The 13,518-nt window shown below is 62.8% G+C and carries 10 protein-coding genes; 4 read left to right on the top strand and 6 right to left on the bottom strand.

What is annotated here, in order from left to right; all coding sequences use genetic code 11:
* The first annotated feature begins 8 nt into the window (after positions 1 to 8).
* The gene (qrcD, locus tag DVDV_RS04500) at positions 9 to 1,253 is read left to right on the top strand and encodes a menaquinone reductase integral membrane subunit QrcD (RefSeq protein ID WP_075353511.1); all 1,245 of its coding nucleotides are present in this window, start codon (positions 9 to 11) and stop codon (positions 1,251 to 1,253) included.
* 509 nt (positions 1,254 to 1,762) lie between these two features.
* On the opposite strand, the gene mgtA is transcribed toward qrcD, so the two are convergent.
* The 5 genes from mgtA to DVDV_RS04475 are packed head-to-tail and all read right to left on the bottom strand — an operon-like array spanning position 1,763 to position 8,488.
* Positions 1,763 to 4,540: a magnesium-translocating P-type ATPase gene (mgtA, locus tag DVDV_RS04495; protein WP_075353510.1), complete on the bottom strand. Its 2,778-nt coding sequence runs from the start codon at positions 4,538 to 4,540 to the stop codon at positions 1,763 to 1,765.
* A gap of 54 nt (positions 4,541 to 4,594) precedes the next feature.
* Positions 4,595 to 5,677, bottom strand: a complete 1,083-nt coding sequence (locus DVDV_RS04490; protein WP_075353509.1) for an HprK-related kinase B — start codon at positions 5,675 to 5,677, stop codon at positions 4,595 to 4,597.
* Positions 5,674 to 6,558, bottom strand: a complete 885-nt coding sequence (locus DVDV_RS04485; RefSeq protein ID WP_075353508.1) for a GAK system ATP-grasp enzyme — start codon at positions 6,556 to 6,558, stop codon at positions 5,674 to 5,676. Before DVDV_RS04485 ends, DVDV_RS04490 begins: the two co-directional genes overlap by 4 nt.
* A gap of 30 nt (positions 6,559 to 6,588) precedes the next feature.
* A complete protein-coding gene (locus tag DVDV_RS04480) occupies positions 6,589 to 8,220 on the bottom strand; it encodes a PhoU domain-containing protein (protein ID WP_075353507.1) in 1,632 nt (543 codons plus the stop codon).
* The gene (locus DVDV_RS04475) at positions 8,213 to 8,488 is read right to left on the bottom strand and encodes an amphi-Trp domain-containing protein (RefSeq protein WP_075353506.1); all 276 of its coding nucleotides are present in this window, start codon (positions 8,486 to 8,488) and stop codon (positions 8,213 to 8,215) included. Before DVDV_RS04475 ends, DVDV_RS04480 begins: the two co-directional genes overlap by 8 nt.
* Positions 8,489 to 8,719: 231 nt before the next feature.
* Here DVDV_RS04475 and DVDV_RS04470 point away from each other — a divergent pair, with 231 nt between their 5' ends.
* The 3 genes from DVDV_RS04470 to hemW all read left to right on the top strand — a co-directional run bounded on the left by DVDV_RS04470 (position 8,720) and on the right by hemW (position 11,678).
* Positions 8,720 to 8,902, top strand: a complete 183-nt coding sequence (locus DVDV_RS04470; protein WP_075353505.1) for a Nif11-like leader peptide family natural product precursor — start codon at positions 8,720 to 8,722, stop codon at positions 8,900 to 8,902.
* An 82-nt stretch (positions 8,903 to 8,984) separates the two neighbouring features.
* Positions 8,985 to 10,436 carry an inorganic phosphate transporter gene (locus DVDV_RS04465; RefSeq protein WP_075353504.1) on the top strand — a complete coding sequence of 484 codons (1,452 nt, stop codon included), beginning with the start codon at positions 8,985 to 8,987 and terminating at the stop codon, positions 10,434 to 10,436.
* 114 nt (positions 10,437 to 10,550) lie between these two features.
* Positions 10,551 to 11,678, top strand: a complete 1,128-nt coding sequence (hemW, locus tag DVDV_RS04460) for a radical SAM family heme chaperone HemW (RefSeq protein ID WP_075353503.1) — start codon at positions 10,551 to 10,553, stop codon at positions 11,676 to 11,678.
* Here hemW and DVDV_RS04455 read toward each other — a convergent pair.
* The gene (locus DVDV_RS04455; RefSeq protein ID WP_075353502.1) at positions 11,672 to 13,084 is read right to left on the bottom strand and encodes a peptidoglycan DD-metalloendopeptidase family protein; all 1,413 of its coding nucleotides are present in this window, start codon (positions 13,082 to 13,084) and stop codon (positions 11,672 to 11,674) included. The genes hemW and DVDV_RS04455 overlap by 7 nt on opposite strands.
* Between the last annotated feature and the right edge of the window lie 434 nt (positions 13,085 to 13,518).

Genomic DNA, 13,518 nt, shown 5'->3' with positions numbered 1-13,518 from the left:
GGGATGCAATGAGCTTTACTGAAATCGAAAAAACCTGGTATCCCGAGGGTGTGGAGCGTTGCTCCATCGGGAAATTCATGAAGTGGCTGGCCGTTTTGGGCGTTGTCGCTGCCTACGGTTTCTTCGCCATGCTCGTGTGCTTTGCATACGGCCTGGGTGTCACCGGCCTTGACAACTACTTCGGGTTCGGCCTGTGGATCACCTTCGACCTCGCCGTCATTGCCCTGGGTGCCGGAGCCTTTTTTACCGGGCTTCTGCGCTACATCATCCGCATTGACGAACTCAAGAACATCATCAACCTGACCGTCATCAAGGGCTTCATCTGCTACTCCGGGGCCATGCTCATCCTGTCCCTGGACGTCGGCCAGCCCATCCGGTCATGGTTCGGCTACTGGCACCCCAACGTCCACTCGATGCTGACAGAAGTTATCTTCTGCATCACCTGCTACCTGCTGGTGCTCATCATCGAATACGTGCCGCTGATCCTTGAGCAGAAGCAGATCAACAAGATCCCGTTCCTGCACAACCTGGCCCACCAGATGCACGTGGTCATGCCGCTGTTTGCCGGTATCGGCGCATTCCTGTCGACCTTCCACCAGGGATCGCTCGGCGGCATGTACGGCGTCATGTTCGCCCGCCCGTATGCCTTCCGCGACGGGTTTTTCATCTGGCCCTGGACGTTCTTCCTGTTCGTCCTGTCGGCCATTGCCTCCGGCCCGTGCATGACGGTGCTGATCTGCGGCTTCATGGAAAAAGTGACCGGCCGCAAGCTCACCACCTACCGCATCAAGTCCCTCATGTGCAAAATCGGCGGCACCATGCTGCTGATCTACATGGTGTTTAAGTATCTCGACACCTGGGCCTGGATCAACGACATCCTGCCCCGGGCCGGCCTGACCTTTGACCAGATGTTCTACGGGCTGGTCTACGGCCGCTGGCTGTTCTTCACCGAACTGGTCCTGTGCCTGCTCGTGCCGGTGATCTTCCTGCTGACTCCCCTGCGCAAGAAGCCGTTCTTCATGTACTCGGGAGCCATCCTGGCCTGCGCCGGCGTGGTGATCAACCGTTACGTCTTCACCGTCCAGGCCCTGGCCCAGCCGGTGCTGCCGTTCACCAAGTGGGAGATCTACACTCCCAACTGGGCAGAGTGGGCCACCTCGCTGATGGTCATTGCCTACGGTTTCATCATCATGAGCCTGTCCTACCGCTACCTGCCGATCTTCCCCCAGGAAGTTGGCCTCAACAAGAAGTAGGACCCGTTTCCCCCCGAAACGACCAAGCCCGGCCGCGCAAGCGGCCGGGCTTTTTTATGGCCGAGGGTGGGCACGGGCCCGCATCCACCACGGTACAACATCCTGTGTCCGGGGCACACGCTGCGCCGCAACCCCGGCAACCGGCCCCGATGGTTCTGACTTGCCCACTATGCCGTCCGTCGTTGGCGGGAGGCACCCTTCTGTGGGCTGACGTTCCCTGGACCGGCGGTCCGGGGAGGAGCCGGGAGTTGGCCGCGAATGTTCTGGGGGAGAGGCTTGGTTTGCCACGTATCTGGAGGCTTGGGCCAGCGTCCTTGTCTTACAGAACGGTCTGGTCGGTCTGGGAGCACGCCTTGCACTGTCCTGCCACCCAGCCTCGCGGGAGAAGGCCTTACGGCTTGGGCTGCGGAAGCGTTGCAGGACACGCAAAAACGCCGGGAAAGCCCATCGGGCGGACTTCCCCGGCGTTTTGCCTGTCGCCAACTCGCGTCAGGCTTCGCGTGCGCGCTTTAGTTGGCGCAGGATGCGATGCGCCTGACCACCCAGGTTTTGACGATCTGGGCCAGGCACATGTAGCAGAAGATGACCAGGGCAATGAGGCCCCAGTAGCCCGACGGCGGGACCACCAGGCCGAAATAGCCGGCCAGAGGGGAAAACGGCAGCCACACGCCAACGGCGCAGATGGCCAGGGTGGTCAGGCCGAGCATGAAACTGGAACGGCTTTGCAGGAAGGGTATCTTGTCCGTGCGGATGACATGGACAATGAGCGTCTGGGACAGCAACGACTCGATGAACCAGCCGGTCTGAAACAAGGCCGCATTGTCCCAGGCTCCGAAGACATGGAGCAGGATAAAGAAGGTGACGTAGTCAAACAGCGAACTGACCGGGCCAAGATACAGGATGTAGCGCCGGATATCGTCGATGCGCCAGCGCCTGGGCTGCTTGACGATGTCGGTGTCCACGTTGTCGGTTGGGATGGCCGTCTGGGAGAAGTCGTACATGAGGTTGTTGACCAGAATCTGGATGGGCAGCATGGGCAGGAAGGGCAGGAAGGCACTGGCCCCGAGCACGCTGAACATGTTGCCGAAATTCGAGCTGGCTCCCATGCGGATGTACTTGGTGATGTTGAAAAAGATCTTGCGGCCTTCGGCCACGCCGTGCTCGAGGACGGCCAGGCTCTTTTCCAGCAGGATGATGTCGGCCGATTCCTTGGCCACGTCCACGGCCGAATCCACGGAAATGCCGATGTCGGCCGCCCGCAGGGCCGGGGCGTCGTTGATGCCGTCACCCATGAATCCCACCACATGGCCGCGCGCCCGCAGGGCCTTGACGATGGCTTCCTTTTGCATGGGGTCGAGCTTGGCGAACACGTGGCAGATTTCCACGGCCTCGGCCAGTTCGGCCTCGGACATGGCGGCCACGGCCTCGCCGGTGATCAGGTGGTCGCCGGCGTCGAACCGAACCTCGCGGCAGATTTTGGCGGTAATGACCGCGTTGTCGCCGGTGAGGATTTTGGGCTGGATGCCAAGGGCCAGCATGGCGGCCAGGGCGTCGGCCGCCGTATCCTTGGGCGGATCGAGGAAGGCGAGGTAGCCCATGAGGGTCAGGTTGCACTCGTCGGCCACGGCAAAGTCGTGGCGCGAACCATCCACTTCGGCAAAGGCCAGGGCCACCACCCGGAAGCCGTCGTCGTTGAGCTCGTGAACCAGCTCCTGCATGGTTTCGCGGTGCACGGCGTCAAGGGGCGAGATGACACCGTCGTGGAGGCAGTCGCAGCATTGGGCAAAGACCTCTTCGGCTGCGCCCTTGCAGATAAGGATCGCCTTGCCGGTGTGGGTATCCCTGACAATGACGCTCAAGCGGCGGCGCATGAAATCGAAGGGGATTTCGTCAAGCAGTTCATAGCGGGAAGGGTCGATGTGGGTTCCGACCCCGTCGCCGGAACAGATGACCGCCAGGTCCAGGGCGTTTCGCAGGCCGGTTTGCAGCGTACTGTTGACGTAGGCGTATTCCAGGACCGAATTGTCCTCCTCGCCGGTGACGTCGAGGTATTTTTCCAGGATGATCTTGTCCTGGGTGAGGGTTCCGGTCTTGTCCGTACACAGGATGTCGATGGCCCCGAAGTTCTGGATGGCGTCCAAGCGTTTGACGATGACCTTGTGTTTGGCCATGGCCAAAGCGCCCTTGGACAGGCACACCGTCACCACCATGGGCAGCATTTCCGGGGTGAGCCCCACAGCCACGGCCAGGGCGAACATGAACGCGCCCATCCAGTCGCCGGTGGTGAAGCCATTTATGACAAACACAAAGGGCACCATGACGATCATGAAGCGCAGCATGAGCATGGTGAACTTTTTGATGCCCTTGTCGAAATCCGTCTCGGCCCGCTTTTCCGAGAGCTTGGCCGCAATCCCGCCGAAATAGGTCCGCGTGCCGGTGGCCATGACCAGGGCTGTGGCCGAGCCTGAGACCACGTTGGTGCCCATGAAGCACATGGCCAGATCGCCCAGGCCCGTCTCCCCTTCGGCCGGGGGCTGCCCCGGGGCGCGGGCGACTTTTTCCACCGGCAGGGCTTCGCCGGTCAGCATGGCCTGGTTGACGTGGAGATCCTTGGCCCGTACGAGCTGGACATCGGCCGGGACCATGTCGCCGGCCGCCAGCAGGACCATGTCGCCGGGAACCACCTCGGTCATGGGGATTTCCAGCTGCCCGCCGTCGCGCAGCACCGTGGCCGTGGTGTGGACCATCTTTTTAAGCTGCTCGGCAGCGGTGTCGGCCTTGGCCTCCTGGATGACTTTGAGGGTCACGCCGAGCACGGCCATGCCGATGATGACCACGGCCGAGCGCACGTCGTCCGTGGCGTAGGAGATGCCGCCCAGGACAAAGAGCAGGATCACCAGGGGATTTTTCAGGGCATCGACGATGCGGCTGGCCAGGGTGACGCGCTTGGACGTTCCGGCCTGGTTAAGCCCGTACTGGCGAAGGCGCTCCCGGGCCTCGGCAGTGGTCAGGCCGGCCACGGCCGGTTTGGCCAGGGGGACCGGTTCGGACAGACGGGCTCCGGTGCGCTCCACCTCGGCCCAAAGCGTATGCAGATGGGCAAACGCCTCGTAGGGAGCAACCTTGTTCTTGGCTGCCAAGGTGGCAAATACATTGGCTTTCTGGGCGAAATGTTCGAGGTGCTTGAGAAATTCCTCCTCCGGAGCGAGGGCAGCAGCCTCATGTTCCAGGGAGGCGGCCGGATGCCGGGCAGCCTTGAGGGCTGCCTGTTGCGTCGGATCGGTCATGGCTACTCCGTCACGTACGGACTTTTGGTCCAGGGCATCCGGCCAGCGCAGCCTCTAACGGCGCACAGACTCCAGAAACGTCAGGCATTCCCGGGCCGCCTTGTGGAAATCCACGCCGCCGTCGATTTCCAGGACCGGCAGATCGCCAAGCAACTCGAGGTAGGCGTTCTGGCTGGCCATGGACGGCTCGGACGGGTCTTCGAATTCGTAAAAAAGGCCCACGTCCTTCATAAAGGCCGGCATGAGGTCGCGGCGCTGGTTCAGATCGACCCGGGAAGCCGTAAGCGGCGAGGCGTCTCGCTTCCAGCGCAGGATGACCAGCCCGGCCATGGGGCAGGCCAGCTTGAACCGGCCCGGGCCGAAGCATTCGTCGATAAAGGCATCGTACTTGTGTTCGAGATCCCACAATTCGGCCTGGGGCAGGGCGGCAAAGCGGGCCCTGTCCCCGGCGTTCATGACCGAGGCCAGATTGGGGTTGTTGAGCACCGTGCCGGGGTTGACCCGGGGCATCTTGGCCACCCCGGCCATGGTCAGGGAGCTTGCCTCACGAGATACCATCACCCGGTCGTTGCTGATGAAATCCGTGCCGTGGCGCATGATTTCAAGGGCGAGCGTGGATTTTCCGGCTCCGGAAAACCCGGCAATGGCCAGCCCTGCGCCGGCCTGGGCAATGCCGGCGGCGTGGAAGAGCAGGGCGCCATGCTTCAGCCGCCATTCGATGAAGCGGTTGTTGATGAAGTTGACGATCTGGTTGTCGTTTTCGATGCACGGCCCGACAGCGTAGTTTTTGCCCTGGCCAAACAGAAACACCAATCCGGTGGTGAGTTTTCGCACCACGCGTCCGTCAGGCAGGTCGACGGAGGCTTCCTTGAGCTTGGTCTTGCCGGGTTCCCGGGCATGAACACTGAGCGGCAGGTCGAAGTCCGGCGGCCCGGCCTCGATGGCCGTGACCTCGATGGTGGTGGTCCCGCCGCTGCCGAGGAAGTCGCGGTAGTAGTGGCCAAGCTTGTCGGTCAGGGCCTGGGAATTGGTGGCGAGGGCGACCGTGACGTCGGCAAAGGTCACTTCCAGGCGGTGGGCAAGAGGGGCCTCGGCAAGAATCGGGGCCATGAGTCCGGCAATGGTGGGACTGCTCATCGGATGTTCTCCAGGACGTAATCGGCATAGACGGCGGCAGCGTCAATGCCGCAGGCATCGAGCAGGCCGCGGAAGCCGCCAAAGGCCGAGACTTCGTAGATGGCTGCGCCGGAGGGCGTTTCCACGACATCGACGCAGGTAAAGGCCATGCCCGGAAAGAGGCTTTGGGCCTTGTGGGCCAGATCGATGATTTCCGTGGACGGGGTATGGGGCACGTAGCGTCCGCCGGTACGGGTGGTGGTGTCCCAGGAGTTGCCGCTGCCTTGCCGGGCGTAGGTGGCCAGATATTCGCCGCCGAGAAACGACACGCCCAGATCCAGATGCCCGCCGGCATGGGAGACCATCTTCTGGATGTACATGACCCGGTTGCCGGCCGCCTGATAGTCGGCAATCTCCTCATGGGCTTCCGGGCCGTCCTCGATGACGGTCATGCCCCGGGCCTTGGAGCTGTAGAGCGGCTTGAACACGGCCCGGCCGAAGCGGGCCACCACGGCGGCGGCCTCGTCGACATCCTCGGTGATTTCCGTCGGCGGCATGGGGATGCCGCCCCGGCGAAGGACGGCCGTGCCGCTTAAGCGGTCAATCAGGCGAAACATGCTGTCGGGATCGGAAAAGACCGGCAGCCCGCCGGAACGCAGGAACCGCAGGATCTCCATGCGGTCCAGGGCGTCGGGGGTGTAGGATGGGGCGATTTTCTTGACGATCAGCCCATCGAGGCTGGTCAGGTCCGTGCCCTGGTAAAAGGCCTTGCCCGTTTCCAGATCGAGGCGCACCTCGGCCATGTCGATGCACAGGCGATACCCTGTGCGGGATTCCAGGGCGTCCAGGAGCCGTAAGGTGGACCAGCCGCCGGGAATGCCCACCACGCCTATCTTTTTCATTTAATCCTCCATGGTGCGTTGCGCGGATGTCTAGTAGCAAAGCGCGGACAGCGGCAGCCGGAAGGCGGCCGGATCGCCGGTATGGCCGACCACGCGTTCGAGCAGAAAGATGCCGCGATGAAACATCAGTTTGGAAAAGCGTTCGCTCAGTTCAAAGCGCGTTGACGTGATAAGCGACCGCCCAAGGCCAAGGGCCAGACGGATGTCAAAGGTCGTATCGCCGTTTTCTGCGGCATAGGCCGCGGCAAAGCGGTAGAATTCCAGGATGACGCTGCTCAGAACCCGCCGCCGGGCCTTGTCGAAGACCGGCAGGCGGAAGTTGGAGACCATGTAGACCGACACGTCCTGGACCAGATCGGTTTCGGTCGAGCGGTGCAGGTCGATGTAGTGGATGCGGTCTTCGGTCTGGTCGTAAAGGATATTGTTGGTGTTGTAGTCGCCGTGAATAAGCACCGAGTAGGGCGCGGCCAGGGGTTTCTCGGCAGCCGCTGCCGCGGTGAGCAGCTCATCCAGAGACGGCAGCACAAACGAGCCGATGGTCCGGCGCTTGAGGCGAAAGCCGGGATGGACGGTGAGCACCTCGGGCAGGCGGGCGCGCAGTTGCCTGATGGAGCCGGCAGCCACCGGGGTCGCGGTCAGGGTTTTGTCCCACAGGGCCTTGGCCGTGCGGCACTGGGCGGCCAGGGCCCGGCCCAGGAGATCGAGGTCGCTTGACAGGGCCAGGTCCTGGATGGTCTGGCCGGGCAGCAGTTCGATCAGCATGGAGCTGGTTTTTTTGCCTTCGCGAAAGGCTTCCAGCCGCGGGGCAAGGCCGGGCATGAGGGCTTCCCAGCGGGCGAAGTTGTCCGCTTCCTGGCGCAGCTTGGCGCTGTCGCCGTCCTTGAAGATCACTTCCTTGTGGCAGTCGTCCTCGCCGCCGCGTTCCAGCACCCGGCCGATGCGGCAGCCCGAGCGCGTCCCCCAGATGGACTCGAATTCCAGGTCGGACAGCGGGTTTTCGTGGCCGGACTCGGCCAGGATGTCGCTTAGGGCCGTGAACTGGCGGATTTTGAACTTGTCGCCGGTGATGCCGAAGATGGCGGCCTCGCCGACATTTAACAGGGCGTCGCCCATGCGTTCCAGATAGCGGAAGATAAAAAGCGTGGTCAGCAGATCGCCGGTGCCGAACCCCGAGCGCAGTTCGTCGCGGATGCGGTCGAACTCCTGCTTGTACAGACGGTCGAGGTGCAGCTCGCAGCGGCAGATTTTAAGGGCCGTCGCCATGTCCCGTTCAAGCACGGCCTTGGGCATCCAGGCCAGGGCGTTGCGTATTTCCTGGAAAAACGGCTTGTAGGCATAGCGTTTGACGCATTCCGGGTCGTCGTAGTGGCGGGTCTGACGCACCACGTTGACGGCATGGTCGCCCACCCGTTCAAGGTTGCTGCCGATGATGTGAAAGGCCCGGATACGGGCGACTTCCGGGGCACTGGGCCGGGTCTCGCCGTGCAGCGTGGCAAAACAGGCATTCTCGATGACGCTTTTCAAGTTGTCGATATAGTCGTCGCGGGCCTCGATTTTGGCGATGGCCTTTTCGTCGCGATGCTCCAAAACGGCAATCGTGCCCTCGATCTGGCGTTCGATCTCGACAAGCAGGAATTTGAAGTTGCGTTCGATCTCATGCATCGCCGTCGTCCCGGGCCGTGATGAGCAGGGGGGCATTGCATTCCTGCTCGCGTTCCTTCCAGCGAAAGGTCAGCTTGAGCTTGCGGTCCTCACCCTTGAGCTTGCCCTCGACAGTGACCGCCACCAGTCCCTTGGGGGCCAGAGTCAGCACGTCCTCGCCCTGGGTCAGGGTGATCTCACCGGTCGCAAAGCCGTCACGCACCGCCTCGAGATAGGCGGCAATGGTGTCGGGCTGCTGCAATCCGTCATATTTGAAAAGCTTGTTCACGCGCGTCCTCCTTGGATGGCCCCGGCGCAATACCCGGGGCCGCGACAAAGCCTCTACCATTCGATTATGAAGAAGAGGTTAAGCTCGGGCAGCTATTTTTGACATCGTTTGGCAAACTCGTCCAGGCGCGGCCGGCATCACCGGTTTGTCATCCGGCATTGACGCAAACTTCACGGACAGCGCCTGTACCGAGCCGGGACAATGGGCTAGGCTCGTTTCATGGAGGGCCGTATGAGCCAGGATGCCATTGATCGTTTTCTGTCGTGGTTGCAGGCAGACAAAGACCGCCTGCTTTTGGTCGGCGGGATGCCGGTAGATGAACTGGTGGCCCATGCCGCTGCCCAGGGATTCGTTTTCACTGTCGAGGAACTCAAGGCCAGACAGGCTTTGGTGCATCTTGTCGAAGGAACGTAGCTTTTACTTTTATTTCTATGACGTCATTGAAGTGTTCTGTATTTGTGATGCAGCTTTTTTCATGAAGGAAACGTGATAGAGCATGTTTGAAATATTCTCCAGTGTTGACAACCATACACTGCTGCTTCTGGTGGTGTCGCTGGGTATCGCCCTGACCTTTGAATTCGTCAATGGCTTTCATGATACGGCCAATGCCGTGGCCACGGTTATTTACACGAAATCCTTAAGCGCCCGCACGGCCGTGGTCTTGTCCGGCATCTGCAATTTCTTCGGGGTGTCGCTTGGCGGCATCGCCGTGGCCTATGCCATCGTCCATCTGCTGCCGGTTGACCTGCTTGTGTCGGTCAACACCAACCTTGGGCTGGCCATGGTCTTTTCCCTGCTCGTTTCGGCCATCCTATGGAATTTCGGCACCTGGTACCTGGGGCTGCCGGCCTCAAGCTCCCATACGCTGATCGGGTCCATCCTCGGGGTCGGGGTGGCCAATGCCGTGCGCGAGGGGCTGCCGGCCGGGGCCGGCGTCAACTGGCACAAGGCTTTCGAGGTCGGGCTGTCGCTGTTTATTTCCCCGGTCATCGGCTTTGTCCTGGCCGGCGGGCTGCTGCTTGTTTTGCAGCGGATGCTTAAAAATCCGGCCCTGCACCAGCCGCCGGTGGGCGACGCGCCGCCGCCGCCGGGGATGCGGGCGGCGCTGATTGTGTCCGGCCTTGGCGTCAGTCTGGCCCATGGCTCCAACGACGGCCAGAAGGGCGTGGGCCTGGTCATGCTCATTTTGATCGGCATTCTGCCCGGGGTCTATGCCCTGGATGTGGACACCCCGGCTGCGGAAATTGCCGCCGTGCGCCAGGCTGCGGCCAGATTCACCGATTATTTCGACGCCCATCGCCTGGAGATCGAAAAGGCCTACCGCGCGGGCGACATCCAGGAGATGCCCCAGAAGGCTTCGGCCGTGTCCTGCGATGTGCGCGGGGCCGTGGCTGCCTCGGAAGCCATCCAGCAGCGTCTGGCCCTGTACGATTCCATTGCGGCCGTACCGCCGGCCGAGCGCTGGAATCTGCGCACCGACATCCTGTGCCTCGATGACGCAGCCCGCATCATGGAAGGGTTGCCCGATGGCAGCACCGGCCAGCTCAATATCGGGGAGCTGCGCCGGACCTTGCGCCGGCCCACGGAATACGCCCCGGACTGGGTGATCATGGCCGTGTCCCTGGCCCTTGGCATCGGCACCATGGTCGGCTGGAAGCGTATCGTGGTCACCATCGGCGAAAAAATCGGCAAGACCCGGCTGAGCTACGCCCAGGGAGCCTCGGCCCAGATCGTGGCCATGGTCACCATCGGTCTGGCCGACGGCCTGGGGTTGCCGGTGTCCACCACCCACGTCCTGTCCTCCGGCGTGGCCGGCACCATGGCTGCCCATAAAAGCGGACTCCAGATGCGCACCCTGCGGTCCATCGCCATGGCCTGGGTGTTCACCCTGCCGGCGGCCATGTTGCTTGGGGCCGGGCTCTTCTTCCTCTTCTCCCGGCTGGCCTGAGGCAGGGCGGCCCAGCCCGAGCGCCGCAGCCCCGGACTTGCCGGAGGCGGCGTTTGGGCCTAAAGACCGTTGTCGGCCAGCCGGCCGGCAACCGTGTAACCGCGCGACCACCCCATGCTGCTTTATATCCACGTGCCCTTTTGCCGGAGCAAATGCCGGTACTGCGCTTTCGTCTCCAGGCCCCTCGACATGGCCGAGATGGAGGTCTATGCCACGGCCCTGCCCCTGGAGATCCGGGCTTTCGGCAAGAAACTCGGCCGGCCCAAGGTCGAGACGGTCTATTTCGGCGGCGGCACCCCGAGCCTGCTGCCAGCCTGGGCCTTGAGCCGCATCATCCCGGAGCTCGTCAAGCATTTCGACCTGCACCCGGCCGTGGAGTGGACCTTTGAGGTCAATCCCGATTCCGCCCTGGACCTGGGCTATCTGCGCGCCCTGATCGGCTACGGGGTCAACCGCCTGAGCCTTGGCGTGCAGAGCTTTGCCGACCCCGACCTGCAGTTTCTCGGCCGTCCGCACAACGCCAAGGCCGCCATGGCCGCGTTTGGCGCAGCCCGGCAGGCGGGCTTTGCCAATATCAGCCTGGATTTCATCTGGGGCCTGCCCGGGCAGCGCGAAGCCACCTGGCTTGAAAACCTCAAGACAGCGGTGCGCCTGCGTCCGGAACACCTGTCCTGCTACGGCCTGACCATCGAGCCGGACACGCCGCTGGCCGCCCTGGCCGAGGCCGGGGAACTCGCCCTTCCCCCGGAAATCGAGCAGGGCCGCATGTACGTGCATGGGGCCGAGTATCTGGAGGAGCAGGGCTACCTGCAATACGAGATTTCGAGCTACGCCCGCATGGGCTTTCAAAGCCGCCACAACAGCGGCTATTGGGAAGGCCGGGACTATCTTGGGCTTGGGCCGGGGGCGGTGTCGACAATCGGCGGCGTGCGCCATGAAAATCCCCGCGACGTGCGGGAGTGGGCTGCCCTGGCCAGGGCCGGGCGGTGCGGAGCCGGGGGCGTGGCCCTGACCCGCGAGGAACGGGTGCGCGAATTTGTCATGCTCTCGCTGCGAACGGCCAAGGGCCTGCGCCTTTCGCTGTACCGGCGGTTGACCGGGCTTGATTTTCTCAAGGACAACGAGGGGCTCATCACAGCCCTGCGCCAAAACGAGCTGATCCGCATCAGCGCCGGCCATCTGCGGCTGACCAAGAACGGCTTTCTGGTCAGCAATCTCATCCTCGAACGTCTGCGCTATTGATTCCTGGCCGGGGCGGCCGGGGGCAGGTTGTCGGCCAGGGCGGTCGGCGGCTTGTGCCCGTCAAGAACGGCGGCCAGGATCAGGATATCCTCACGCAACTCCGCCAACCGGGCGGGCGGCAGGGCCTCGGCCATGGCCTCGTTGTCGGCCAGGGTGTTGACCGGCCGGCCATTGGCATACATCCGAAAATCCAGATGCGGTCCTGTGGCGTAGCCGGTTGCGCCGACATAGCCGATGACCTGTCCCTGGACCACCCTGGTCCCGGGGGCGAGGCCTTTGGCGAAGCGGCTTAAATGGTTGTAGCGGGTGACGTAGGTCTTGCCGTGGCGCACGGTGACGTAGTTGCCGGCGGCGTGATTGCGGCCGCGTTCAATGACCTCGCCGTCGCCAACGGTCCAGACCGGAGTGCCGGTCGGAGCGGCGTAGTCCACGCCGTAGTGCGCTTTTCGCACCTTGAGGATGGGGTGCAGCCGGGAGCCGGTGAAGCCTGAGGTGACGCGCAGAAACGACAGCGGCGCCCGCAAAAACGCCTTGCGAAGGGGCTGGCCCCCGGCATCGTAATAGTCGAGCTTTCCCGTGTCGCCAAGGAGGCCAAAGCCCTCCAGAGTGCGCCCGTCGCCCACGTAGCGGGCGGCCAGCACCCGGCCGAGGCCGGCCAGCTGGTTTTCCACATACCGCTCTTCCACCACGGCTTCAAACGTGTCCCCGGGCTGGAGATCCCGGCTGCAATCGAGGTCCGAGGCAAAGATGTCGGCCAGGGCCAGGGCCGTTGCCAGATCGCCGCCGGCCTCGGCCACGGCCTCGGAGAGCGAGGAGCGGATCGTGGCCCGCAAAAGCTTCGGGCGCACCTCGCACTGGCGGGTCTCCACCCGGGCGGCCAGTTCGCCGTCGGTCTCGTCGATGACCAGCAGTTCGCTGGGGCTGATGTCGTATTCAAAAGAGACGAGTTCCCGGTCGCGCAGGGTGAGCCGGTAGGACTGGCCCGAGCGCAGTTCGGAAAAGGAAAAATCCTCGGGGTCCTCCAGGGTGGCCAGTTTGTCGGCGGTGAGATGCTCGCCGAGGATGGCGGCCAGGGTCTGGCCGGGGAGGATCTGGCCGGAGACGGTTTCGCCCGGTGGCAACGGGCTGTTCGTGTCCTGTCCGTTGTGCGGCCTCTGGGTGGAAGTGTCGGCCATGCGGGCAAACAGGTTGGCCGGAGTGAATTGTTCGGCCGGCAGGGTCGGAGCCAGGGCCAGGGGGTCTGGCGGCCCCACAAGGACGGCCTGGGAAGGGACGCGCGGGAGCAGGGTCAGGACGGCCGCGGCTGCGGCGGCCAGCACGAGCAGGACCAGGGCGGCCCGCCAGGGACGGCGTCTGGGTTTGAAAAAAAGCGGACGGCCTGGGTTTCGCAGCGGCGGATAGGGCATGAACGGTCCTTCCGGGTCGTTGGCGTTGACGGTTGGGCTTGCGGTGTGGCCGGCCGGTGCGTGTAATCCGGCCAAGTCTGCCGGCAGCTTCGGGACAGGCTTAGGCGGCTTTTACAACCTGCGGCGGGCGTGGTGGTAAACAGGAAATGAAAAAAATTCATGTAGCGAAACGGAAGTATGAAAAACACTGCCGCTACATTGTTTATTTGGTCAGGGTAGCATTTTTATAGAATGGGTCAAGCCTGTCTCGACGCATGCTTTTTGCGGTGTAAACGGCCTGACGCCTTCTGCATTTTGTGAATAGTGAGTGGATAAATCATATTGCGTGTTTGTATTGTATTGTTTTCTGTTGACCGTATCGAACGTAAAATCAGTGACATTTTTGAGAAGGATACTGTTGTTTGTTTCTTGTTTCTGCGAGACTCTCCCGGCGA

It is taken from the genome of Desulfovibrio sp. DV, from assembly GCF_001936595.1.
GTDB lineage: Bacteria > Desulfobacterota > Desulfovibrionia > Desulfovibrionales > Desulfovibrionaceae > Solidesulfovibrio.
The sequence above is the reverse complement of the archived record's forward strand: the minus strand, read 5'-3'. Positions and strand labels throughout refer to the sequence as shown.

Bases quoted from the DNA above. Each gene is read 5' to 3' on its own strand.
- qrcD (WP_075353511.1), top strand. From the start codon at position 9: ATGAGCTTTACTGAAATCGAAAAAACCTGGTATCCCGAGGGTGTGGAG.
- mgtA (WP_075353510.1), bottom strand. From the start codon at position 4,540: ATGACCGATCCGACGCAACAGGCAGCCCTCAAGGCTGCCCGGCATCCG.
- DVDV_RS04490 (WP_075353509.1), bottom strand. From the start codon at position 5,677: ATGAGCAGTCCCACCATTGCCGGACTCATGGCCCCGATTCTTGCCGAG.
- DVDV_RS04485 (WP_075353508.1), bottom strand. From the start codon at position 6,558: ATGAAAAAGATAGGCGTGGTGGGCATTCCCGGCGGCTGGTCCACCTTA.
- DVDV_RS04480 (WP_075353507.1), bottom strand. From the start codon at position 8,220: ATGCATGAGATCGAACGCAACTTCAAATTCCTGCTTGTCGAGATCGAA.
- DVDV_RS04470 (WP_075353505.1), top strand. From the start codon at position 8,720: ATGAGCCAGGATGCCATTGATCGTTTTCTGTCGTGGTTGCAGGCAGAC.
- DVDV_RS04465 (WP_075353504.1), top strand. From the start codon at position 8,985: ATGTTTGAAATATTCTCCAGTGTTGACAACCATACACTGCTGCTTCTG.
- hemW (WP_075353503.1), top strand. From the start codon at position 10,551: ATGCTGCTTTATATCCACGTGCCCTTTTGCCGGAGCAAATGCCGGTAC.
- DVDV_RS04455 (WP_075353502.1), bottom strand. From the start codon at position 13,084: ATGCCCTATCCGCCGCTGCGAAACCCAGGCCGTCCGCTTTTTTTCAAA.